Source organism: Micromonospora polyrhachis, assembly GCF_014203835.1.
GTDB classification, from domain to species: domain Bacteria; phylum Actinomycetota; class Actinomycetes; order Mycobacteriales; family Micromonosporaceae; genus Micromonospora_H; species Micromonospora_H polyrhachis.
This window is the reverse complement of the sequence record NZ_JACHJW010000001.1, coordinates 232724-255701: the sequence shown is the minus strand read 5'-3', so window position 1 is coordinate 255701 and position 22978 is coordinate 232724. Positions and strand designations below refer to the sequence as shown.

The window sequence follows — 22978 nt, the reverse complement described above, 5'->3', positions numbered from 1 at the left end:
GACCCGGCGATGAGGATCATGGCGCACGTGGCGATGGTGATGAACCTCGACAAGTGCATCGGCTGTCATACCTGCTCGGTGACCTGCAAGCAGACCTGGACCAACCGTCCGGGGATGGAGTACGTCTACTACAACAACGTCGAGACCAAGCCGGGCTTGGGCTATCCGAGACGCTACGAGGATCAGGAACAGTGGAAGGGCGGCTGGTCGCTCGACCGCAAGGGCCGGCTGCGGCTGAAGGCGGGCGGCCGGCTGCGGAAGCTGCTGTCCATCTTCTACAACCCGGACCTGCCCCCGATCGACGACTTCGGTGACCCGTGGACCTACAACTACCAGACCCTGACCGAGGCTCCGGCGGGCACGTTCAACCCCAGCGTCCACGCCATCTCGTCGTTGACGGGCCGGGACATGCGCCTACGGTGGGGCAGTAACTGGGATGATGATCTTGCCGGCTCGCTGGAGATCGCGCGAGACGACCCGAACCTGGCCGGCCTGCAGGATCGGGTCAAGATGGACTTCGAGCAGGTGTTCATGTTCTACCTGCCGCGCATCTGCGAGCACTGCCTCAACCCCTCCTGCGTGGCGTCCTGCCCGTCCGGGGCGATGTACAAGCGAGCCGAGGACGGCATTGTCCTGGTCGACCAGGATCGCTGCCGAGGCTGGCGGTTCTGTGTGTCCGGCTGTCCGTACAAGAAGGTGTACTTCAACCACCGCACCGGCAAGGCGGAGAAGTGCACGTTCTGCTACCCCCGTACCGAACTCGGGCTGCCGACCATCTGCTCGGAAACGTGCGTCGGTCGACTGCGCTACCTCGGGCTGTTCCTCTACGACGCCGACGCCGTGCTGCCGGCGGCTGCCGTCCCCGACCCGCAGCAGCTCTATGAGGCACAACTGTCGGTGTTCCTCGACCCCGAGGATCCGCAGGTGCAGGCGGAGGCGGCCCGGCAGGGCATCGCGGCCGACTGGATCGAGGCGGCCCGGCGCTCCCCGGTCTACGCCCTGGCGGTACGCCACCGCGTGGCACTACCGCTGCACCCGGAGTACCGCACCCTGCCGATGGTCTGGTACATCCCGCCGCTGTCGCCGGTCGCCGACGTCGTACACGCGGCAGGCTACGACCCGGCCGACCCCGACCGCGTCTTCGCCACCATCGACGCGCTGCGTATCCCGATCGACTACCTGGCCAACCTGTTCACCGCCGGCGACCCCGACGTGGTACGGGCGGTGTTGCGCAAACTCGCCGCGATCCGCGCCTACATGCGGGCCAAGCAGCTGGACCTGCCGGTCGACCCGGCCCTGCCCGGTTCGGTCGGGGCGACCTCCGTCGACCTGGAGGACCTGTACCGGCTGCTGGCCATCGCCAAGTACAACGAGCGCTACGTCATCCCGGCCGCACACGTCGAGGACGCCGGTCGACTCGCCGCCCAACACGAGCAACTGTTCTGCTCCCTCGACACCGAGGGCGGCCCGGGCATGGGCGGGCAGGGTCCCCCCACGGTGGAGGACTTCCACCCCGGCACCGACTCGCGCGCCAGCGGCACCTTCCATGGCCGCGACGGCCGGACGCACTTCAACCTGCTCGGCTGGAACGGCCAGGGCAGCGCACCGCATCTGTTCCCACCGGAGAGCCCAGGATGACAGCGCAGACGATCCACCCGTACAAGCTGGCCTCGGTGCTGTTGCAGTATCCGACGGTGGCGCTGTTCGACGGCCTCGACCGCCTTGATTCGGCCGCGCGCGACTGCCCCAAGGGCAGCCGGCGGCCCTTCGATCGGTTTCTGTCGTGGCTGCGGGCGAGCCCGCCGAATGCGGTGGCACAGCACTACGTGGAGACCTTCGACCTGCGCCGTCGTTGTGCGCTCTACCTGACCTACTACCGGTACGGCGACACCCGCAAACGGGGCATGGCGCTGCTGTCGTTCAAGGCCGCCTACCGGACCGCCGGGTTCGACCCATGCGACACGGACCTGCCCGACTATCTTCCGCTGGTTCTTGACTTCGCCGCGCTCACCCCCCGGGGGGAGGCCCTGCTGCGCGCGCACCGCGCCGACCTGGAACTGGTGCGCCGCGCGTTGCAGCAGGCAGGAACACCGTACGTCGATGTGGTCCACGCGGTCTGCGCGCGACTTGGCCGGCCCGGTCCCGGTGATCTCGCGCGAGTCGCGCAGGCCTGGGGTCAGGGACCGCCCCGCGAAGAGGTCGGCCTGGAGCCCTTCGCGCCACCGGAATACCTGACTGGAAAGGCGGCCCGACCGTGAGCGAGGTAAGCACCGGGGATCTCTTCTGGTGGGTGGTGCTGCCCTACATCGCGCTGGCTGTGTTCATCGTCGGACACATCTGGCGCTGGCGCTACGACCAGTTCGGCTGGACCAGCCGCTCCACCGAACTGCAGGAGCGTCGACTGCTCAAGTGGGGCGCACCGCTGTTCCATTACGCGACCTTCGCCGCGATCGGCGGCCACATCATCGGGATTCTCGTCCCGGTTGCGGCCACCGAGGCCATCGGCATCTCCGAGGAGGCCTACCACCAGTTCGCCTCGATCGCCGGCTTCATCGCCGCTGTCCTGGTAACCGCTGGCGTGATCATCCTGGCTGGCCGCCGGCTGCTGGTGCCACGGGTACGGGCGACCACCGACCCGATCGACTACCTGGCCCTGATCCTGCTACTGCTGGTCATCCTCACCGGCATCGTGCCCACCATGTTCAGCCTACTCAGCGAGGGATATGCATACCGCGACACCGTCGCGCCGTGGTTCCGCAGCCTGTTCGTCTTCCAGCCAGACGTGCACGTGATCAACCAGGCGCCGCTGATCTACCAGGTCCACGCGGTTTCGGCGTGGCTGATCTTCGCTGTCTGGCCGTTCAGCCGGCTGGTGCACGCCTGGAGCATTCCGCTGTTCTACCTGTGGCGCCCCTTCATCGTCTACCGCAGCCGCCGCCCCCTACCGCCCGCCGAGCCCGGCACGTCCGGACGGCGGTGGCGAAGGATCGGTACCCCGTACTGAATTCGATCTACGAACCAACTCGTCAAGCGGTCTGGCGGGCGTCGAGCATCGTCAGCAGCATCCGGCTGGGCTCCAGAGCCAGGATGGCGTGCGGCAGCCGCGTACCGAGATGGACGACCCCGCCGGGTCGAAGCTCTACCTCGCGGCCGGCCGCTGTTACCCGCAAGCGCCCGTCGAGCACCTGCACCAGCACCGGGACCACAGCGGTGTGCTCGGTCAGTTCCTGGCCCTTGTCGAACGAGAAGAGCACCAGCCGCACGCCCTCCGCCTTGAGTACGGTGCGCGAGACGGTGCTGTCCGGTGCGACCTCTACCAGTGATGCGACATCGGCCAGGTCGGTCATGACGAGATTTTCCCTACGGTCGTTCACCTGCGTGTCCCTTCGGGAGCGGTGATGGTTCTCTCGAACTGTGGTCGGCCTTCGTAGCAGGATGACGGTGAGGTCGACGGGGCGCCGCTTCCAGGCCGCGAGATGGTGTTCGAGATGGAAGCCCGCAGCGGCGAGGTCGACGTCATGAAGTCGACCAACCGACAGCCACCGTTGGTACCGAAGCCACAACGGCGATGCTATCGGGACGAAGGCGAGCCGCGCTTCGCGCCGTAGAACTTGGAGATTGCCACGTCCTTCGGCCGCTGGTTCGAGCCGCAGCGCTCGATCCGATCGCCTTCCGGTGTCGGGCGCTCGGCGCCTTCATCGAACGTTCATGGTTTGCCCGCTGGTTTCTTCGGATCCGGGGGTGACCGTGGGTCGGGACGAGCGACCGGCAACGTCAGTCAGAACAGAGCGGACAAACAGGGCGAAGCTCGCTGTGGAATCCAGGGCCGATAGATATCCAGGAACGAGCCCGATTCCCGGCAGCATCGCCGGGAGGAGACAGGGCATGAGATCGCGGCAGGCACGCTTGGCCATCACCGGTGTCGTCGTCGGGCTGGTGGTGCTGGTCGGGGGATGCGCCTCGACGGATGATCCAAGGGTCGACCCGAGCCCGCCCACGTCGAGTCCGTCAGCCGGTGGGATCGCGGGCACCGTATGGGTAGCCAATGAAGGCGGACACAGCCTGTCGGTCATCGACGCCGCCAACAGCACCGTGGTCACCACCGTCGAGGGCATCGAGGCCCCGCACAACGTGCAGGTCGGCCCGGACGGCAGTCGGGTGTACGCGGTCAGCGGTCACGCCAGCACGGTGGCTGCCCTCGACGCCACCACCTACCGGCTCGCCTCGGCCGCCCCCACCGGTGCCGGCCCCGCCCATGTCGTGCTGACTCCCGACGGGCAGAAGACCTACGTCGCCAACTACGAAGCCGGGACCGTGTCCGTCTACCGTTCAGGTCTGACTCCGTCGGGCACCATCGAACTCGGCGGCGGCCCGCACGGCATGCGCCCGAGCCCGGACGGCACCGCCCTGGTGGTGGCCAACCTCAAGGCCGGCACGGTTGACCTGATCGACGCCCGCAACGACCGGAAGGTCGCCGCCGTGCCGGTGGGCGGTCCTGTCGTCCAGGTGGCGGTCTCGCCGGACAGCCGGTACGCGTACGCGAGCGTCTCGCAGCCGCCGAGCATCGTCAAGATCGATCTATCGGCCCGTAGCGTCACCGGGCGGATCGGGGTGCCTGCCGCACCCGCGCAGGTCTACCTCACCCCGGACGGGCGTACCCTGCTCTCGGCCGACCAGGGCAGCGAGGACAAACCGGGTAACGCGCTGTCTGTGATCGATACCGCGACCATGGCGCCGGCCGGCAGCATCACCACGGGATCAGGTCCGCACGGCGTCGTCATCGACCCCACCGGCCGCCGCGCGTGGGTCACCAACGTCTACGACGCCACGGTCTCCGTCATCGACCTGCCCACCCGCACCAAGATCGCCACGATCGACGTGGGCGCTCAGCCGAACGGAATCAGCTACGCCCCACGGCCGCCCGCCTCGGCCGAACCCCGAACGTCGGTCACCCTGCCCACCCCATCGGCGGCCGCCAGCCCCGGAGGCCACGGAGACCACGGGGGACATGGCTGACAGCGCCCGCTGAGCGGCCGGCGCTCCCGGGGAACCGCTCCCACGCGGCTTGCTGCTCCCCTGGCTTGCACCAGGAGAGCAGCAAGCCCGCAGGATGGACGTCATGAGCACCCGTGTACTGGTTGTCGATGACGAGCAGAGCCTGGCCAAGGTGGTAGCCAGCTACCTGGAACGCGACGGCCACGAGGTGAGTTGCGTGTTCGACGGCCCCGCCGCCGTGACGGCTGCCCGTGCGCAACGACCGGACGTAGTGGTGCTCGACCTCGGCCTACCCGGACTGGACGGCATCGAGGTGTGCCGGCAACTGCGGACCTTCACCGACTGCTACGTCGTCATGCTCACCGCCCGTGCCGACGAGGTTGACAAGCTGGTCGGTCTGGGGGTGGGGGCGGACGACTACCTCACCAAGCCGTTCAGCCCCCGGGAACTCATCGCCCGGGTACGCGTGATGCTGCGCCGCCCGCGCGCCAGCGTTGCCGCTGCCACGGCCATGGTCGAGGAGCCACCACGCATCTTCGGCTCACTGTCCATCGATGTCGGCGCCCGCGAGGTCACCGTCGACGACCTGCCGGTCGAGGTCACCCGCACCGAGTTCGACCTGCTCGCCACCCTCTCCGCCCGGCCGCGAATGGCGTTTTCCCGCCGGCAGCTCATCGACGCTGTCTGGGGCGAGGGATGGGTCGGCGACGAGCACCTGGTCGACGTGCACATCGGGCACCTTCGTCGCAAACTCGGCGATGATCCGGCCGCGCCCAGGTTCATCCGTACCGTGCGCGGCGTCGGCTACCGGATGGGGGCAGGCTGATGCTCCGACTGAGGCTGGGCTTGGCCCGCCGACTGTTCGCCGCGCAGACCCTGGTGGTGCTGGCCGGCTCGATCACCCTCGGGCTGGTTGCCGTGGCGGTCGGCCCGGCCATCTTCCACGACCACCTGCGTCAGATCGCCGGCCACGTCGACCCGGACACGGCCCGACACGTGGAGGAGGCGTACGCCTCGGCCAGCGCGGTGTCCCTGGTGGTGGCGCTGGTCGCCGCGCTGGCTGCCGCGCTGGCCGTCAGCGCCTACGTGGCCCGCCGGGTGGCACACCCGGTGGGACAGCTCGCCGCCGCGGCGACGGACATCGCCGTCGGGCACTACACCACCCGGGTGGCCGCCCCCGGCCTCGGGGCTGAGTTCGACACCGTGGTCACGGCGTTCAACGCGATGGCCGGCCGCCTGGCCGAGATCGAGGCCACCCGCCGGCGGCTGCTGGCCGACCTCGGCCATGAACTACGCACTCCCGTGGCCACGATCGAGGCGTACGTCGATGCCGCCGAGGATGGCGTGCTGGTGCCCGACGAGGAGACCTGGGCGGTGCTGCGCGCCCAGACCGGCCGGCTGCGCCGGCTGGCCGAAGACCTCGCCGCCGTGTCCCGCGCCGAGGAACACCAGCTCGACCTGCATCCCCGCCGTATCGCCGTGGCCGATCTCGTCGGGACCGCCGTGGCAGCGGCCCACCCGCGATACACGGACCAGGGCGTCACGCTGTCCGAGCAGGTCGGGGCTGATCTGCCCGAGGTCGATGTCGACGCCGAACGCATCGGTCAGGTGCTGGGCAACCTGCTCGACAACGCCCTGCGCCACACGCCATCCGGCGGAGTCGTCACCGTCACCGCCGACCGTGATCCCGCCGGTGTGCGGATCACCGTCGTCGACACCGGCGAAGGCATCGCCGCCGAACACCTGCCGCACGTCTTCGAGCGCTTCTACCGGGCCGACGCCGCCCGATACCGGACCCGCCATGGGTCCGGTATCGGGTTGGCCATCGTGCGCGCCATCATCACCGACCACGGCGGCCGGGTCACCGCCGACAGCAGCGGCCTCGGCGCCGGAACGACCATCGTGGTGACCCTGCCTGCGGCCGACGAGCGACGGTAACGGCTCGCCTGCCAGCACCGGTGGTCGAACCTGCGTAGCAACTGGTCCGCCGGGTGGCCGAACATGTATGAGGCCCGAATCAACCGACTCGGAGGTCACGCGCGGTTGGCCGTGCCGAACAGGTAGCGCAGGTCGTCCAGCATGACGACCAGCAGACCGGCGACCAGCGCGCCGGCGACGGCCAGGACCGTTTCACCGGGGCGTACGGGGCCGGTCGGTGCGAGCATGCCGACGATGGCGCAGCCGACAAGGAACACGTTGCGCCACACGTGGTGCCAGCCCAGCGGCGCGGCGGTGCGGCCGAAACAGCGGCAGGTGCCACCGCCCCGCCGCAGGTTCATGACGATGGCGGTGGTGAAGACGAGCAGCAGGGCGGCCGACACGAGGAACCCGGCCAGTGGAGACACCGCCAGCAGGACGACGGCGGTGAACTCGGCGGTGATCACGGCTGCGGCGAGCGGGCCGGCCGGTCGGAAGCCCATGTCGCGAACCGAGCGGGTGAACTCGCGGTAGGCGGCCCGGCCGGAGACCTTGCCGACCGCCGCCGCCAGCAGGACCAAGCCGAGCAGCACCCGGCACCCGATCTCGACGTACATGTGTCATCGCCTCCCTCTGGCCACGCCGAGGATCGCCTCGCGTGGCACCGCCCCGAAATGCCGTGAGTCCTGGCTGTGGGCGTTGTCCCCGCGCACCGTTACGGCACCGTCCGGCTCGACCCGGTGTACGCGTTTCACCATCCATGTTAGGTCCGCATCGGGGACGACGTCGCGCGCGCGGAAGACGACGAGGTCACCGCTGGCCGGTGACCGTCCGATGCGGACGATGAGCCGGTCGCCGTCGCGCAGCGTCGGGGCCATGCTCTGCCCACGTACCACCACCAGGCGCCAGCGGCGACGCAGCCAGCCGATCATGACGGTGCCAACTGGTAGCCGTCGGCCTGGAGACGGAACAGCCGCGCGTACTCACCGTCGGCCGTCATCAGCTCGTCGTGCGCGCCCGACTCGACGACGCGTCCGGCGTCGAGCACGACGATGCGCTGCGCGTCGCGCAGGGTGCCGAGCCGGTGGGAGACCAGTAGCCCGGTGCGTCCCTGGCGGATCCGGGCTAGCGACGCGTGTACCCGGGTCTCGGCGTCGGCGTCGAGCCCGGAGCTGGGCTCGTCCAGGATGAGCAGGTCGGCGTCGGCGCGCATCAGGGATCTGGCGAGTGCGACCCGCTGCCACTGGCCGCCGGAGAGCGTCACCCCGGGCTCGCCGTCCTGGTCGGCGAAGGTACGACTGAGCAACGTGTCGTATCCGTGGGGGAGGGCGCGGAGGCGGTCGTGGATCTCGGCGCGCGCGGCAGCCTCCTCGACCTGCTCAGCCGTGTGCGGCAGTCGGCCGATGCCGACGTTCTCCGCTGCGGTGAGGTCGTAGCACATGAAGTCCTGGAACACCGCCCCCATCCGCTGGCGTAACGTCTCGACCCGTAGCTCGCGCAGGTCCACGCCGTCCCAGGTGATTCGGCCGCGATCGGGGTCGTAGAACCGGCAGAGCAACTTGACGAGGGTGCTCTTGCCGGCTCCGTTGAGGCCGACGAGCCCGATGGCCTCACCGGCGGGGATCGTGAGGTCGACGCCCCGCAGGATCCAGGGGCCGCCCTCGTCGTAGCGGAACCACACGTCCTCGAACCTGATTCCGCTGCGCAGCGGCGGTGCCGGCAGGGTCCCGTCGGCCAGGTCGGCGGGACTGTCGAGAACGGCGACGTAGTGCCGGAACAGTCGCATGGCGGCGCCGGCGTCGCCGAGCTGGCCAGCGATGCCGGCCAGGCCGGCGTGTGCCGCGCCGAACGCGGCCAGCAGAAGGGTGAGGTCGCCGAGGCTGAGCCGGCCGCGGACCGCTGCGTTCACCGCGATCACCGTCGCGGTGAGGGTCACGGCGGCACCGGCCAGCGCCCAGCAGGTCTGCACCACCGTGACGTGCCGCGCGGCGGCCAGTTCGATCCGGGCGGCCCCCCGGACGGCACCGGTGAGCCGGTCGTGGAAGAACCGGCCGAGTTGGTAGAGGCGCACCTCCCGGGCAGCGCGCAGATCGGTCAGCACGGCCTGGAACAGGAACCGGGCCCGGAACAGGCTGGCGCTGTCCTCCACGGCCTGCGCGGCTCGCCGGGACAGCCGTAGTTGGATGAAAAAGTCGGGTACGGCCACGGCGAGCAGGAGCAGGCCGGCCGGCGGCCAAAGCGACGTCAGGATCGCGGCGAAGCCACCGAGGGTGACGACGTTCTGGGCCACGCCGACCGCGAACATGACAACCGCGTACGGCGCCTGGTTGGCGGCCTGCTGGGCCAGCGCCAGCCGGTCGCGCAGGGCCGGCTGCTCGAAGGGGCCCAGGCCGAGAAAGGTGTTCAGTTTCCGGTACAGCTGCACGTCGGCGGCGATCGTGATCGCGTTCTGCAGTGCCGTGGTGAAGTAGCCGGACACGCGGTTGGCGATCGCCGCCACGGCTCCCAGGCCGGCGATCGTCACGGCGTACCAGGTCGCGGTCGACGGGCTGGCCGCGCCTCCCTTGCTGACCTCGTCGAAGAGCAGTTTCGTGAACCAGGCGACGCCGAGCGGCGGTGCCGCGCCGACGAGGATGAGGGCGAGCATGGCGCCGAGCGCCTTCGGGTCGGCGCAGCCCAGCCGCAGGGCGGCTCGCAGCGTGGCCACGCCTCAGGCCAGGACCGGAAGCTGGTGGTCGGCGCTGACGACAACCCCGTCGACGAGCGACAGCACCGCAGGGAAGCCCTTGACCTGGAACTCCTTCTCGGCGAGTGGCTCGGAGATCGTCGCCGTGTCGAAGTCGGTCAGGCGCGGTGCCATCGCCGCCGTCTCCTGCGGCGTACCGATCATGAACACGAAGGTGTCGTGGCGGTAGCGCTCGGCGTCGGCGGTGAGGGTGTCAAGGAGAGTCTGGCACGGGGGACAGGTCGGGGTCAGCATGACCACGGTGCGCCGGCCGGCGGTCAGGTCGGCGTGCGGGAGGCCGCTGACCTTCAGGCCCGGAGCGGGCAGCACCTCGGGAATGGGCTCGCCGTCGTGGTCGTGGTCGTGGCCAGTCCGCACCTCGCGCAGCCGCCGGGCGAGGGCCAAGGTCAGGACGAGGTTGAGCACGGCGACCGCGCCGATGACAGCGATGGCGGCGTAGGCGAGAGCCTGCATGAGAACTCCTCGGCGAGTCAGAGAGGTGAGGGCCGCGCCGAGCGGCGCGGCCCCCGGCGGACAACCAGATCAGCAGGCGCCGGCCTTCTTGACGTAGCAGAGCGTCTTCGACGTCGAGGTCACGCACGCGCCGTTGCAGTTGTAGTAGCCCTGCCGGTAACGGCGGAAGTAGTCACCGCCCGAGCAGTAACCGTCGGACGCGACGCACGAGCACTTCTGGCCGTGCTCCGGCACGCAGGCGCCGGCCTCCTCACGGCCGAGCACCCGGTCGAGGACGACGTCGCCGAGGCGGGTGATGAGCTTGGTCATGGGATGACCTCCTTTGTGGGTGGATGCCCATCACTGTGCTGGCCGTCGCTGCGTTCGCCCTGCGCTTCTACTGCGCATGGGCTGCGCTCTGCCACTGCGCCAGCCGTTCGCGCAGGTCATCGGCGTACGCGGCGCTGAAGTGCTCGAAGATGTGCAGCGCCTCGCGGCCCAGCGCGACGGCCCGGTCGTGTCGTCCCAGGCTCGCGTGGGCCTGCGCCAGCAGGCTCAGCGAGTTCGCCAGCGGGAACGGCTGCTCGATGTCGCGCAGCATGGCCGCGGAGGCCTCCAGCTCGGCCACCGCCTGATTGGCGTTGCCCTCCTCGAGATGCACCTTGCCGAGGAAACGGCGGGAGATCGCCTCGCCCCACTGGTGGCGCATCTCGCGAAACGCCGACCCGGTACGGACCAGCAGCCGGCGTGCGGAGGCGGTGTCCCCCGCGGCGAGGTGCGTCGCGGCCAGCGCCTGCTCGGCGGTGGTCACGCTCATCCGGTCACCGAGCCGTCCAGCGGTGGTCACCGCCTGCCGCAGGTGCGCCAGGGCCTGCGGCCACCGTTCGGCATGCCGATGCAGCAGCCCGATGCTCTCCCGCGCGAGCGCCGAGCCCCACAGGTCGCCACCGTCCTCGAAGAGCCGCAGCGCTGCGGAGCAGGCGGCGTAGGCGAACGATGAGGTGGGCTGATACTGCCCGTACTGCATGCCGAGGGTCAGCAGCACGTGACCGCCGACCGGGCCGACCGGCCAGTGCGCGGCGCACAGCCGTACCATCAGCAGCAGCGCAGCGTCCGCCTCCCGCAACCGACCGAGTTGGCGGCAGCACAGCGAGTAGCCCTGCAGAGCGACGAGCCGGTGCGCCACCAGTGACCCACGGCTGTCCCGGTGCGCCGCGCGCAGCAGCGGCACGGCTTCGGCCTGCCGGTTCAGCAGCCGGTAGGCCGTGCCCAGGTGGAGCCGCAGCGACATCCGGGTCGCCGACCGTAGATCGGCGTGACGGTCGAGCACGTCGCTCAGGCAGTCGGCGAACTCGGGCAGGTGCTGGCTACGCATCATCGCGAAGTTGCCCATCGTGCAGGCCAACCGCCCGGCCAGGTCGACCGCGTCCAGCCGTAGCAGGTCCCGCACCGCCGCCACCAGGTTCTCCCGCTCCTCCTCGAACCAGTCGACGGCGTTCCAGGCGTCGATCGTGGACACCACGTCCGCCACCGGCAGGGCCCTACAGGGCAGCGACGCGTCGGCACGTGCGGCGTACGCGTGCAGTCGTGCGTACCAGGCGATCACCTGCTGGGCGGCGACGTCGGTGCGTTCCCGGGCATGCAGCCGGACCAGGTCGTGCATGCGCACCCGGCCGCCGGGGTCGGCGGTCAGCAGGTGGGCGCGGCACAGCTGTTCCAGTAGCGGCTCGGTGGTCTCGTCCCACATGCCGAAGCTGTGCAGCGACGTCCGGCTGAGCACTGCGAGCAGTTGCGCGGCGGACGGTGGCAGGCGCTCGAAGCCGACCGTGAAGCTACTGCGCACGTCGAGCCCGTCGAGCGACAGTTCGTCGAGGCGGCGTCGTTCGTCGCGCAGCCGGTCTCGCAGCCGTGCCACGGTCATGGCCTCCCGCTCGGCCAACCGCACCCCGACGATGCGCAACGCCAGCGGAAGGCGACCGCACAGCTCCACGACGTCGGTCGCCGCCGCGGCCTCTCGGTCGATCCGCTCGGTGCCGGCGAGCCCGGCCAGCAGGTCCAGGCCGTCGCCGACCGGCAGCACGTCGAGGGGGACGACCTCGGTGCCGGGCAACCCGGACAGCGCCGACGTGCTGGTGATGAGAGCACTACTACCCCCGGGTGGCAACAGCGGACGCACCTGCGTCGCGTCCGCCGCGCTGTCCAACATCACCAGCATGGGCTGGTCGGTGAGCACGGATCGATACAGTGCGGCGCGTTCCTCAGCCGCTGTCGGGACGGCCTCGCCGGCCACCCCGAGGGAACGCAGGAAGGCGCCGAGCACCGCGTCGGGCCGCGCCGGCTCCGGGGTGTTGCCCCGCAGGTCCGCGTACAGACAACCGGCGGGAAAGCGATGGCGGCTCTCGTGTGCCGCGCGCAGGGCCAGCGTGGTCTTTCCCGTTCCCGCCAGCCCGGTCACGACGACGACCTGCGCGGCCCCGACGGCCGGTGGGATACGACCCAGCAACGACAGCAGCAGCCCGAGCTCCTTGCCCCGTCCGACGAAGTCACCGGTGACGCCGGGAAGCTGATTGGGGCGTATCCACGCTCGCGGTGACGGCTCCCGCTCGCTGCCGAGGATCTCCTGGTGCAGTTGCCGTAGCCGCGGCCCCGGGTCGATGCCGTGTTCCTCCGCGAGGATCCGGGCCCCGGCCCGGTACACGGCCAGTGCCTCCGCCTGCCGGCCGCAACGGTGCAGGGCCACCATGAGCTGGCCGCGTAGCCGCTCCCGCAGGGGCCGATCACGCACCAGTGTGGTCAACTCCGGCACGAGCTCCTGGTGCAGACCGAGCGACAGCAGTGCCTCGACGCGAAGCTCGACCGCGTGCTCGCGCAGCTCACCCAGGCGATCGCGTTCGAGGTCGACCAACCTCGCGTCGACGTCGACGAACGCGTCGTCGCGCCAGCGCGCGAGCGCCTGGTCGAGCAGCTCCACGGCGCAGCGCGCGTCGGTGGTGGCCGCCGCGGCCTGCACGGCGGTGGCGAACTCCGCCGCGTCCACGGCCACCGCGGTGTTCAACTCATAGCCAGGCGCCCTGGTGAGGATCAGCTCTGGCGTCGTACGGCGTCGGACCGAGGCGACGATCGCCTGGACCCGGTTACGGGCACTCGCGGGCGGATGTTTCGGCCAGAGGCCGTCGATCAGGCGGTCGACGGAGACGATGCGTCCCTGGTGGGCCGCAAGGCTGGCGACGAATGCCCGTTCCAGTGGGGCGAGCGACACCGCTGCCCCGTCGACGCGTAACTCGACCCGGCCGAGGATGCCGATTTGGTACTCGTGCACCGCGCAAAGCTAGCGCGGTGCCACTTGGATGCGATCGGGCGTTCCGGTCAGGCTCTGTCGGTCAGCGCGCCAGAGGCTCTGTCGGTCAGCGCGCCAGAGGCTCCGTTGGTCAGCGCCAGAACAGCATGCTGGTCGGCCAACTGTTGCCGGATGGGCAGGGCAGGGTTTCCACCTTCTTGTCGGACGCCAGGCTGATACACCGTCCGGTCTGCAGATTGCGGTAGGCGACCACGGTGCCGGACCGTATCGACCCGCTGGCCGGGCGCGGATTGGTGACCCGCTGCCAGAGCTGATGCGGGTTCGGGTTCAGGCACGGCAGGGTGTAGACGAGACCGTTGCCATCGCTGTCGAAGCAGAATCCGGTCATCTGGTTGAGTAGCCGGTACCAGTCGGCACCCGGGGCAGTGTCCTCGGAAAGCGGCGGTCCCTCGCGCCACTTCTGGCTGACCGCGCTGGTGCAGGCAGCGGCGAAGGCCTGCCCACCCATGGGCGTGCCGTTCAGTGTGACCACCGGCTCGGTGTTGCTGTCCACGCAGAGTCCGGTGGCCACACTCCGTATTCCGCTGGTACTGCCGGCGGGAACCTCCGCAGACCCGGTTGGAGCCGTGTTCCGGGTGGCCTGACCTTGTGCCTTCCGGTCGGACGCGGTCGACTTGGCGGTGGTGGGGACGGGCCTCGTCGGGCTCGCGCTGGCCGAGTGGGTGGTGCCGGGCAGCGCGATGTTCGGGTTGACCGGGGCCCCGTTGGTGTGGACGGCGAGATCCGAAATCGAATAACCGGAGCCGTTGGCATGGGCGGTGCCGAGCACGCGTACGTACCGGCCGGTGCCGGAGACGGCGAATCGCTGCTTGCCGCCGTCACCGGTTGTGGTGGAGTAGACGTCGGTCCAGGTCCGGCCGTCGACCGACATCTGGATCTGGTACGCCGTCGCGAATGTGCTTGCCCACTGGATCGACACACCGCACACGTCGACCTGCCTGCCCAGGTCGATTTGGAGCCACTGTGGATCGCCGGTGGTGCTGCTCCAGTGGCTGGTGGCGTTGCTGTCGACCGCGTTGGCCGCGGCGTAATCCATGCCCGCGGTCGAGGAAGCCGTCGCCGGCTGGTATCGGGCGATGTCGGCGGTGCCGCAGACCGGCGTCTGACCAGGTCGCAGCATGGGTGCGATCAGGAACGACGCGCCCAGCAGGGCGGCGAGACCGACGATGGTGGGCAGTAGGAGGTATCGCGACGGCAATCGGCGTCGTATCGGACCGCGCGTGGTTGGCACCTGTCGGCGTACGTCTGAGGGGGCTCCGGTGGGCTCCGATGCGAGGGCAGGCGGCGCGGACAAACCCGCCGTGGTGGTGGTGGCGATCGGGGTGTCCGTGCCGCTTCCAGTTTCGGCCGTGGCGGGGTCGGCCTTCGCTGGGCTGGCTTCAGCCCCGGTCGTGGTCGCCTCGGCTTCTGCCGGGCTGGCTTCAGCCCCGGCCGTGGCACCTTTCGGCGGGTTCGCTGGCGGCATGACACCGATGACGGTGCGCCGCCCGGGTGGCGCGATCCGCGCGGTGATGGTGTCAGCGGCGCGCATGGCGGCGCCCAGCGCCACCGCGTGCTTCGGATGGGTATTGAGCAGGATCGGCCGTCGTAACGTGTCACGCAGCACCTCGGCGACCCGCGGTATCTGCGACGAGCCACCGACGAGGAGGATCGCGGTGAGGTCTCGCGGCGTGATGCCGGCGGTCGTCAGAGTCCGCCGGAACGCCTCGACCGTGGCGTCCAGAGAGGGAGTGATCGTCCTCTCGAACAGCTCCCTGGTGATGGTCACGTGTCGATCGCCGTCGGGCAGGGACACCGTGACATCCGCCTGCGAGCGCGTGGAGAGAGCCTCCTTCGCCAGGACGCACTCGCGCTGGACCGCGGCCAGCAGCGCCGCGGCGTCGCGGTCGACGTGATCCAGCTTGTCGATGGCACCGCCGAGTTGACGATTGACGTGATCCAGAATGGCCTGGTCGAAGTCGGCACCACCGAGCCACTCAATGCCCTCCGGGGTGCCGACGATCTCGAGTCCGTCGTCGCCGTTGCGTACGACGGCGCTGTCGAAGGTCCCCCCGCCCAGGTCGTAGACGGCGAGCAGACCGTCCCGGGGCAGGGGATGGGTGGAGCAGTAGTAGGTTGCTGCGGCCACCGGCTCGGTGACGGTATGGATCGTCGGTTCGCCGGAGACCGGCGGTACCGGGTCGGTGTGTGGGCTCACCGGTCGGGGCAGGCCCGCCAGGGGAGGGATGGCGGCGAACTGCTCCCGCCGGTAGGGGCCCCACACGGCCGGGTGGGTCAGCACGATGTGGTCAGGCAGCGCGCCCCGGGTCTGAGTCACCCGCTCCACGATCGAATGGAGCAGGGCGGCCATCAACGCGCTGGGGGAGTGTGGTGTGCCGCCGAGGACCACCGGGGTGGGGTCGCCGAGGCGACGCTTGAATTCCCGAGCGACCCGGCTGGAATCCTGGAGACCGAGGCGATCGGCGGCCTCACCGGTCACCAGTTGGCCGTCTTCGTCGAGGTACACGGCGGATGGGGTCACTATCGCCTGCCCGCCGAGCCGCATCATGTCGAGGGCTCCGTCGCACGCCACAGCTGCGGCGGCGAAACTCGTACCCAAGTCAACACCGACCCCGTACATCCAGCCCCCTCGTTCAGGACCGATAGGTTATCGACGTTTGAGTCACCATCACAATGGATCGAGGCCAGACAAATTATGGTGCTCGGAGCGGTGACGGCTCCGAGACGACGGGCACTGTTTCAGGAGGCCGACCAATGGATGTAGCGGTGGCGGACGATGGTGCGCTGTTCCGGGAGGGTCTGCAACTGCTTTTGTCCGCTGCGGGCCACCGGGTTGTCGGCTGTGTGGAGGACGGTGACCAGCTACTCGAACTGCTGGCCGTAACGCCGGTCGAGGTGGCCATCATGGACATCCGGATGCCACCGGGCCTGGACGGCGGGTTGGACACCGCCCAGCGGATTCGAGCGCGGTACCCCCGCGTGGGAATGCTGCTGCTCTCCCAGCATGCCGAGGCCCACTACCTTTACCGACTGCTGGAGATCGGGACCGAGGGCATCGGGTACCGCCTCAAGGACCAGGTGGCGGGGGTGGCCGTGCTCGCCGACACACTTGTCCGTATCGCCGCCCGCGAACTCGTGATCGAGCCGGCGTTGGCGGTGAACCTGGTGGACCGGCCGAGCCCGCAGACCCGAGGCCCATTGGCGGACCTCACGGACCGGGAGCGTGGTGTGCTGCGACTGATGGCCGAGGGGCGGTCCAATGCGGGAATAGCCGGGGAGATGTTTCTGTCGGTCAAGTCGGTCGAGAAACACATTGCCAGCATTTTCGCCAAACTGAAGCTGTCCACCGAGCCCATGACGCATCATCGGCGGGTCCTGGCCGTGCTGGCGTACCTCCGGTCGAACCGGATGGCAGGTTAGCGGGTGCCCCGAACCCCCGCCCCGGGTAGCGGGCCGACGTGCCTGCCGCAGCCGTCCGGACCGTTCACCATCCTGGCCCGGCTCGCCTCGTTGGGTGCGCTGCCCGGCGCGGACCGGTCGGATGACGGATTCGGCGGATATCGATCGGCCCTGCGGATGCTGCTGCGTGGACTCGGCCATGCCTACCAGGTGCGGTACGTGGCGCTGTGGCTGCCGACAACCAATGATGTCGTCGGCTCGCAGTGGGCTCCCGCCGTTGCATGGCAGCTTCGGGGCCCGACGCCAGGGGCGAACCTACCGGACCGGGCCGACGAGCCCGATCTGTTGCTGACCGCGCCCGGCGTCGTCGCGACCGTGGAGGTGACCGACAGCGGGGCGCGGTACGGCATCCTGGTGCTGGCCCACCGGGAGCAGCCCGAGCCCTGGCCCACACCGCCGGCCGTGCTGGGCGAGACGGCGGTCTGTGTCGGCCTGCTGCTGCGCCTGGCGCGACATCTCGCGGCGGGTACGGCGGCGCGGGCCCGGACCCTTCCGGCGGTCCGGCAGGCCGATGTCGTGCGGCTGGAGTTGTCCGCGGTGCAGGCCGTGGAGCGTGACCGGCTTGCCACGGCGGTGACGGCGACGCCGGACCGGCAGCTAGCGGCGATCCTGAGCCACGCCCACTCCCTGCAGGACGCACTGGCCGCCGGTTCAGCGGAGGCCGAGGCGATCGCCGCCACGATCCGTGCTGGTCTGCACGAGATGATCGAGGGATTCCGGACGGTGGTCCGCGGCGTGTATCCGCAGGTCCTGCGGGGAAGCGGAGTCGCCGCCGCGTTGGAGGAGATCGCCGCGTCCCTGTCCGCACCCGTGGTCTTCCACGGGGATCTCGGCCGGCGCCAGGGCTGGGAGATCGAGTCAAGCCTGTACCAGGCCGCTGCCTCGGTGATGGCGGCCCTGGGCGTCCATGGTGGGAGCGGCCCGGTGTCCGTCGAGCTGTCCCGGGACGGCGACGTTCTGGTGGTCCGGGCACACCGTGCCGCGGTCGACCCGGCCGCCGTCGCCGCGGTGTTGCGGCACGACTCTCGGCGGCTGGCCGCACTCGGCGGGCGGCTCAGGGTCGGTCAGACACCCGGACGAGTGGCGACGGTGGTGGACGTCCAGTTGCCGGAACGACTCGGCGGGGACGCTCGGCTCGGTGGCGGCCCTCGGCTCGGTGGTGGTCCTCGGCTCGACGGGAAACGGCCGGAGAAGATGCGCGACACCGTACCGGTGTCGTCGGGACCAGCCAGGGAATCCGACGACCTTGACGGAGCGGGCGGCCCCGCCGGTGCCGCCATGCGTCGCCTGCTTCGCCTGCTCGTGGACCGCCGGGAAGCGTTGGCGGACAGTGTGCCGGTGCGGGTCGCCCTCGCGCGACAGGACCACCGTGCCCGGGTCCTGGTGGTCGGGGCGCAGGCAGAGCAGTTGCTGCGGGTGCTGTGCGCGCTTCCCGAGGACAGCGACCTGGCCCCGCCGGTCGCGGCGCGAGCCATACCCACCTGCTACGAGTACGGGCCGCGCCGGCGGATCACCCTCGCCCCGCTGGCCGGTGTGGCACCGTGGCGGCCGGTCCGGATCCCCGACTGGTCCGGTTTCCTCTGGCCGGACGCAGCGGTCGGCCTTGACCAGCTCTTGGTCGAGATCCCCGTCGAGGCGCTGCGTGGCTTGCGGGTGCTGCACTGTCGCGATCGAGTCGACGCCGATCTAGCCGTCCGGCTGCGACACTGGTCCGATGGAGCGTACGGTTCACCGGACGTGGTCCTGCTCGCGTTGGGCGGCCCGGCCAGCGCGGCAGAGTCGGAGTTCCTCACGGTGCTGCGGGCTCCCGACGGGGACGGGTTCTCGCCGATGGTGATCTGTGTGCTGGCCGAGGGGGTCGCCGCGACGCCCAGGGCACGACAATGGCTGCGGACGACGAGCGACGCGGTCGTCGACTGGTACCCGTCGGCCGGCGGTGGCCGCACCGTGGACGAGACAATGCGGGCTCTGCTGCCAGCACACGCCGGGGTACTGGCCGCCCGATGGGTACTGCGCGCCCTGGCTGCCTGTCACGCCGTCGGTCGGTTGGACGACGAACTCGCGCATGCGATGGAGGCGGCCGTGGCCGGTGCCTACCAGGTGGCAGAGCTGGATCTGTTGCAGACACTGCAGCGGCAGCGGATCAGACTGCCGCGCGGAGACGACGACGCCCGGCGACTGCTTGGCGCGTACGGATCGGACTCCCGGGCCCGGCTTGGTCTGGCCGGTGACGCCGACGCGGCGCAGGTGACCGAGGCCGCGCGCCGGGCGCTCGCGTTCTGGCGGGCCCAGTCCACGGTGCCCGAATGCGGGCCGGAGGTGCGGGGTGCGTGCGCGGCGCTGGTCCGTACCTGCGAGCGGCTGCTCACCGGTGGCGACGGCGGATGACCGGGTGGTGGCTCTCGCCTGCCCGTCGGTGCTCCGCCGAGGCCGGTGCCGGCCAGATCAGATCGTGACGAACCCAGCTACCCGGGTGCCGCTGCCCGGGCTCGACCGGACCGTCAGGGTGCCGCCGACCGACCGCAGACGGTCGGCGAGGTAGTGCAGCGGCATGCGTCCGCCGGTATCGAACCCCGGCCCGGTGTCCGCCACCTCGAACGACAGGCCACGAGCGGTGGTGCGCAGCGTCAGGGTGACCCTCGCCCCGGGGGCATGCTTGTGCGCGTTGCTGATCGCCTCCAGGCAGGTCAGGTAGATGGTGGCCTCCACGTCGGACGGGTAGCGCCGGCCGGTCGTCAGCGGGTCGATGTCGAGAGCGACCGTCTCCAACGGGCCCAGCCGGGCCGTCAGCGCGGCAACCAGACCATGCTCGGCCAGGGGCAGCGCCAGCAGTCCGGTCGCCGTGGTGTGGAGGACCTCCTCGGTGCTGGCCAGCAGCTCACGCAGCCGGTCGAGGTGTCGCCCCGCCTCAGCGGCATTGCCGGCCTCCTGCTGGTGCTCCACCATGGCCAGCGACATTTGCAACGCGACCATGTGGTGCTGGGCGCCGTCGTGCAGGTCACGCTCCAGTTGGTACCGCTGGCGCTCCATCTCGCCCGCCGCCCGCAGCCGGGCGTCGGCCACCAGTACGGCGTTCTGGGCGATCAGCCTCTCGGCACTGCTGGTGACCAACTGTGCCTGGATGTCGTCGACCAGCAGGCGGATCACCGCTTCCAGCTCGGGCCACCGGCGCAGTCGCTCGGCTGCCGCTGGAGGCTCGACCACGAGGTCGGCGGTAACCTGCTCGCCGTCGTACAGCCGGATCGGTGCCGTCCCGGTCACGGATATCGCGGCTTCGGTACCGGCGGCGGTCCACCAGTATTCCTGTACGACCTGTTCGCCCGGCGGGTCCGCGTCGCGATCGGCGGACAGGGGCAGCCGTAGCGCGATGGTGACGACGGCGGCGTCCAGGCAACCACCCAGCGCCCGAACCAGGGCCTCAGCCTGTGTTCCCGGCGACGCCCACCCCGGCAGGCCATGTACCGCGTCGACCACCCGTGCCACCTCGTCCGATGGCATCGGCACCGGGAATGACCCGCTGGTCTGCTCCGTCGCGCGGTGCATGTGCCCACTGTAGGCGACCCCGGTCGACCCGTACCGGCCCGGATCGTGGGCTCGGTGGCCTTGTGCCACGGTCGGGTCCAGATGCGCTTCTGCGGCTGTGATCGCCTCCAGGTGCGCTTCTGCGGCTGTGGTCGCCTTCAGGGCGCTCATGCGGCTGTGGTCGCTTCCGCGCGTTCACACGGCGCAGAGCAGGTGAGCCGCCGACGCCTTGCGGGCCGCCCGCAGCGCGTAGTGCACCCGGCTCTTGATCGTGCCGACCGGTACCCCCAGTTCCGCGCTGATCTCGGCCGCGGTCCTGTCGTTCAGGTACGCCTCCACCAGCGCGGCCCGGTGCTCCGGCCACAGTCCACGCAGCACCTGATCGACCACCAGGGAGTCCAGTACGACGCTCGTCGGGTCGGCCGTGGCCTCCGCGGCGGCGATCTCGATGTCCACCTCGGTCGGCCGGGCCCGCTTCCTGCGGTACCCGTCCATCACCAGGTTGTGCACCACCCGGCGCAGCCAGCCCAGCACCGACCCGCGGTCGGCGGTGAGCCGGTCCAGGTGCGTCCACGCCCGCAGGAACGCCTCCTGCACCACGTCCTCGGCGTGTCCGATGTCGCCGTCGGTCAGCCGCTGGGCGTACCTCAGCAGCGGCTGCTGGTAGGTATCCATCAGTTCGCGCAGTTGGGACTCGCTCGCCAGCGCGCTGCTGTGCTGCCTGCTCTGCACTCGATCGGCCATGCCATGACAGTGCCGCCGGAGGGTGGTGACCCGACATGGTGCGGCCCCTGCTCCCGATGGGGGCCAACCCGCGGCTTGGCGAGGGTTATCCCTACCTTTTCCGCCGGTACCGGCGGTTCACCGGGTGTCACCGCCGGTTCGCCGTTCGACCGGTGAACCCGACGGTGCCGCGATGCCGTGCCCCATGTGGACGACCTCGCACCCGGTGGCGGTGGGCCGGTGGTAACCGTCGTCCGGCACCGCCGTGACGGCTGGCACCGCTGCCCGGCGGCGATCCCGAGTGACGGCGCCATGGCGCCCCGACCGATGAGGTGGGCATGCAGGAGACGGACTTTCCGGCGGTGGGCATCGGGATCACGACGCACAACCGGGGCGCCGTGCTCCGTATCGCGTTGGAGGCGATCCGCAAGTACGCGCCCAGCGGTGCCGTGATCGTCGTGGTCGACGACGCCAGTGACGAGCCGGTGGAGGAGGCGACGTTCCGCTTCGAGTGCAACGCCGGTATCGCCCGAGCCAAGAACAAGTGTCTGGAACTGCTGGTCGAGCGAGGATGTACGCACCTGTTCCTGTTCGACGACGACTGCTGGCCGGTCGTGGACGGCTGGGAGCGGCCGTACATCGACAGCCCCGAGCCGCATCTGATGTACATCTTCACCGACACCCCGCGCGGCCGGCTGACCGATTCGATGGAGATCTACCGGGACGGGCAGCTTCGGGCGTACACCCATCCCCGTGGCTGCATGCTCTACTTCGAGCGGCGGGTGCTGGACCGGGTGGGCGGGTACGACACCCGGTACGGCCGGTGGGGCTACGAGCACGTGGACATCTCCAACCGGATCTACAATCTCGGCCTGACCTCGTTCCGGTTCGCCGACGTGGTGGGCAGCGAGGACCTCATCTTCAGCTGCGACGAGCGCACCAGGGTCGGCTCCAGCGTGGCCGACAGCGAGCGCTTCCGTCTGGTGCGCAACCTGAAGACCCGCTCGGAGGCCAGCTACACCTCGACCGAGTACCGCGAGTTCCGTACCCGCCCGGTCGGTGCGGCGGCGGCCCAGAACGTGGTGCTGACGACCTACCTCACCGCGCAGCCCGACCCGCAGCGCGGCACCGCCTGGACGCCGAACTACGCCGACCTGACCGAGTTGCGCCACTCCGTCGAAGGGCACGGCCGACGGTTGGTGGTGCTGCACGACTGCCTCGACGAGCCGGATACCGATCTGGTCACGCACGTGCGGGTGGCTCCGGGCGGGGCCGGCGGCTCGCCGTACTTCCACCGCTGGCTGTGCTACTGGCGCTACCTGCGCGAGCACCCCGAGATCGACCAGGTGTGGTGCGTCGACGGTACCGACGTGGAGATGCTGCACGATCCGTTCCCGGAGATGGACGACCGACTGTACCTGGGGGACGAGCCCGCGCCCCTGTGCATCCCGTGGATGGTGTACCAGCACGGCGGCAGCGCCAAACTGTTGCAGTTCCTGTCCGACAACCGGGGTGCCCCACTGCTCAACGCCGGTCTCACCGGTGGCCGGCGGGAGACGGTGCTGGACTTCTGCCGGGACCTGTTCGACTTCTGCGTCACCAACGGCCGGGAGTCCGGCCCGGTCGACATGGGGCCGTTCAACTACGTGGCCCGCACCTGGTACGCGGGAATGATCGTGCACGGTCGCCAGGTCAGCACGGAGTTCCGCAAGTACGACCGGGCCAACACGCGGTCATGGTGGCGACACAAATAGGCCCGCCCGACGGACGACCCGTGACGGTAGGTGAACCCCGACTGGCGCGCGGGGCGTGCCACAGATGAATCC

19 protein-coding genes are annotated in these 22978 nt (G+C 70.1%); 9 read left to right on the top strand and 10 right to left on the bottom strand.

Annotated elements, in window-relative coordinates; genetic code table 11:
* Positions 1-9: 9 nt before the first annotated feature.
* The 3 genes from narH to narI are packed head-to-tail and all read left to right on the top strand — an operon-like array spanning position 10 to position 3004.
* Positions 10-1638, top strand: a complete 1629-nt coding sequence (gene narH, locus FHR38_RS00895) for a nitrate reductase subunit beta (RefSeq protein WP_184531926.1) — start codon at positions 10-12, stop codon at positions 1636-1638.
* Positions 1635-2258 (top strand): nitrate reductase molybdenum cofactor assembly chaperone, encoded by a 624-nt coding sequence (gene narJ, locus FHR38_RS00890; protein WP_184531924.1) that lies wholly within the window; start codon positions 1635-1637, stop codon positions 2256-2258. Before narH ends, narJ begins: the two co-directional genes overlap by 4 nt.
* On the top strand, positions 2255-3004 hold the full coding sequence (gene narI, locus FHR38_RS00885; RefSeq protein WP_221448866.1) for a respiratory nitrate reductase subunit gamma: 750 nt from the start codon (positions 2255-2257) through the stop codon (positions 3002-3004). Before narJ ends, narI begins: the two co-directional genes overlap by 4 nt.
* 22 nt (positions 3005-3026) lie before the next feature.
* On the opposite strand, the gene FHR38_RS00880 is transcribed toward narI, so the two are convergent.
* On the bottom strand, positions 3027-3347 hold the full coding sequence (locus tag FHR38_RS00880) for a cupin domain-containing protein (RefSeq protein ID WP_184531921.1): 321 nt from the start codon (positions 3345-3347) through the stop codon (positions 3027-3029).
* A 538-nt stretch (positions 3348-3885) separates the two neighbouring features.
* Between FHR38_RS00880 and FHR38_RS00875 the strand changes: the two genes are divergently transcribed.
* From FHR38_RS00875 to FHR38_RS00865, 3 genes are all read left to right on the top strand, one after another.
* Positions 3886-5016, top strand: a complete 1131-nt coding sequence (locus FHR38_RS00875; RefSeq protein ID WP_184531919.1) for a beta-propeller fold lactonase family protein — start codon at positions 3886-3888, stop codon at positions 5014-5016.
* 103 nt (positions 5017-5119) lie between these two features.
* Positions 5120-5821 carry a response regulator gene (locus FHR38_RS00870; RefSeq protein ID WP_184531916.1) on the top strand — a complete coding sequence of 234 codons (702 nt, stop codon included), beginning with the start codon at positions 5120-5122 and terminating at the stop codon, positions 5819-5821.
* Positions 5821-6933 carry a HAMP domain-containing sensor histidine kinase gene (locus tag FHR38_RS00865; RefSeq protein WP_184531915.1) on the top strand — a complete coding sequence of 371 codons (1113 nt, stop codon included), beginning with the start codon at positions 5821-5823 and terminating at the stop codon, positions 6931-6933. The genes FHR38_RS00870 and FHR38_RS00865 overlap by 1 nt, the downstream gene beginning before the upstream one ends.
* A 95-nt stretch (positions 6934-7028) precedes the next feature.
* On the opposite strand, the gene FHR38_RS00860 is transcribed toward FHR38_RS00865, so the two are convergent.
* The 7 genes from FHR38_RS00860 to FHR38_RS00830 all read right to left on the bottom strand — a co-directional run bounded on the left by FHR38_RS00860 (position 7029) and on the right by FHR38_RS00830 (position 16047).
* A complete protein-coding gene (locus tag FHR38_RS00860; protein ID WP_184531914.1) occupies positions 7029-7529 on the bottom strand; it encodes a MauE/DoxX family redox-associated membrane protein in 501 nt (166 codons plus the stop codon).
* A gap of 3 nt (positions 7530-7532) precedes the next feature.
* A complete protein-coding gene (locus tag FHR38_RS00855; protein ID WP_184531913.1) occupies positions 7533-7844 on the bottom strand; it encodes a S24/S26 family peptidase in 312 nt (103 codons plus the stop codon).
* Complete coding sequence (locus tag FHR38_RS00850; RefSeq protein ID WP_184531912.1) at positions 7841-9619, bottom strand: ABC transporter ATP-binding protein; 1779 nt, start codon at positions 9617-9619, stop codon at positions 7841-7843. The genes FHR38_RS00855 and FHR38_RS00850 overlap by 4 nt, the downstream gene beginning before the upstream one ends.
* Before the next feature lie 3 nt (positions 9620-9622).
* On the bottom strand, positions 9623-10111 hold the full coding sequence (locus FHR38_RS00845; protein ID WP_184531911.1) for a thioredoxin family protein: 489 nt from the start codon (positions 10109-10111) through the stop codon (positions 9623-9625).
* Positions 10112-10180: 69 nt separating this feature from the next.
* The gene (locus FHR38_RS00840) at positions 10181-10420 is read right to left on the bottom strand and encodes a hypothetical protein (RefSeq protein ID WP_184531910.1); all 240 of its coding nucleotides are present in this window, start codon (positions 10418-10420) and stop codon (positions 10181-10183) included.
* Between the two features lie 67 nt (positions 10421-10487).
* Positions 10488-13409, bottom strand: coding sequence for an AfsR/SARP family transcriptional regulator (locus tag FHR38_RS00835; protein WP_184531909.1), 2922 nt, complete (start codon positions 13407-13409; stop codon positions 10488-10490).
* A gap of 109 nt (positions 13410-13518) precedes the next feature.
* Positions 13519-16047: an Hsp70 family protein gene (locus tag FHR38_RS00830; protein WP_221448865.1), complete on the bottom strand. Its 2529-nt coding sequence runs from the start codon at positions 16045-16047 to the stop codon at positions 13519-13521.
* A 155-nt stretch (positions 16048-16202) separates the two neighbouring features.
* On the opposite strand from FHR38_RS00830, the gene FHR38_RS00825 reads away from it, so the two are divergent.
* A complete protein-coding gene (locus FHR38_RS00825; protein WP_184531905.1) occupies positions 16203-16868 on the top strand; it encodes a response regulator transcription factor in 666 nt (221 codons plus the stop codon).
* A 3-nt stretch (positions 16869-16871) separates the two neighbouring features.
* Positions 16872-19295, top strand: coding sequence for a hypothetical protein (locus FHR38_RS00820; protein ID WP_184531903.1), 2424 nt, complete (start codon positions 16872-16874; stop codon positions 19293-19295).
* 57 nt (positions 19296-19352) lie between these two features.
* On the opposite strand, the gene FHR38_RS00815 is transcribed toward FHR38_RS00820, so the two are convergent.
* Together FHR38_RS00815 and FHR38_RS00810 are read right to left on the bottom strand one after the other, a co-directional pair.
* Positions 19353-20600 (bottom strand): sensor histidine kinase, encoded by a 1248-nt coding sequence (locus FHR38_RS00815; protein ID WP_184531901.1) that lies wholly within the window; start codon positions 20598-20600, stop codon positions 19353-19355.
* A 24-nt stretch (positions 20601-20624) separates the two neighbouring features.
* Entirely contained in the window at positions 20625-21173 is a 549-nt protein-coding gene (locus FHR38_RS00810; protein ID WP_221448864.1) for a sigma-70 family RNA polymerase sigma factor, read from the bottom strand.
* A gap of 317 nt (positions 21174-21490) precedes the next feature.
* On the opposite strand from FHR38_RS00810, the gene FHR38_RS00805 reads away from it, so the two are divergent.
* Positions 21491-22906 carry a glycosyltransferase family 2 protein gene (locus FHR38_RS00805; RefSeq protein ID WP_184531899.1) on the top strand — a complete coding sequence of 472 codons (1416 nt, stop codon included), beginning with the start codon at positions 21491-21493 and terminating at the stop codon, positions 22904-22906.
* Positions 22907-22978 lie beyond the last annotated feature (72 nt).

Excerpts from the sequence above, each read along its gene's own strand:
- narH (WP_184531926.1), top strand. The coding sequence starts at position 10 with ATGAGGATCATGGCGCACGTGGCGATGGTGATGAACCTCGACAAGTGC.
- narJ (WP_184531924.1), top strand. The coding sequence starts at position 1,635 with ATGACAGCGCAGACGATCCACCCGTACAAGCTGGCCTCGGTGCTGTTG.
- FHR38_RS00880 (WP_184531921.1), bottom strand. The coding sequence starts at position 3,347 with ATGACCGACCTGGCCGATGTCGCATCACTGGTAGAGGTCGCACCGGAC.
- FHR38_RS00875 (WP_184531919.1), top strand. The coding sequence starts at position 3,886 with ATGAGATCGCGGCAGGCACGCTTGGCCATCACCGGTGTCGTCGTCGGG.
- FHR38_RS00870 (WP_184531916.1), top strand. The coding sequence starts at position 5,120 with ATGAGCACCCGTGTACTGGTTGTCGATGACGAGCAGAGCCTGGCCAAG.
- FHR38_RS00865 (WP_184531915.1), top strand. The coding sequence starts at position 5,821 with ATGCTCCGACTGAGGCTGGGCTTGGCCCGCCGACTGTTCGCCGCGCAG.
- FHR38_RS00860 (WP_184531914.1), bottom strand. The coding sequence starts at position 7,529 with ATGTACGTCGAGATCGGGTGCCGGGTGCTGCTCGGCTTGGTCCTGCTG.
- FHR38_RS00855 (WP_184531913.1), bottom strand. The coding sequence starts at position 7,844 with ATGATCGGCTGGCTGCGTCGCCGCTGGCGCCTGGTGGTGGTACGTGGG.
- FHR38_RS00845 (WP_184531911.1), bottom strand. The coding sequence starts at position 10,111 with ATGCAGGCTCTCGCCTACGCCGCCATCGCTGTCATCGGCGCGGTCGCC.
- FHR38_RS00840 (WP_184531910.1), bottom strand. The coding sequence starts at position 10,420 with ATGACCAAGCTCATCACCCGCCTCGGCGACGTCGTCCTCGACCGGGTG.
- FHR38_RS00825 (WP_184531905.1), top strand. The coding sequence starts at position 16,203 with ATGGATGTAGCGGTGGCGGACGATGGTGCGCTGTTCCGGGAGGGTCTG.
- FHR38_RS00815 (WP_184531901.1), bottom strand. The coding sequence starts at position 20,600 with ATGAGCGCCCTGAAGGCGACCACAGCCGCAGAAGCGCACCTGGAGGCG.
- FHR38_RS00810 (WP_221448864.1), bottom strand. The coding sequence starts at position 21,173 with ATGGCCGATCGAGTGCAGAGCAGGCAGCACAGCAGCGCGCTGGCGAGC.
- FHR38_RS00805 (WP_184531899.1), top strand. The coding sequence starts at position 21,491 with ATGCAGGAGACGGACTTTCCGGCGGTGGGCATCGGGATCACGACGCAC.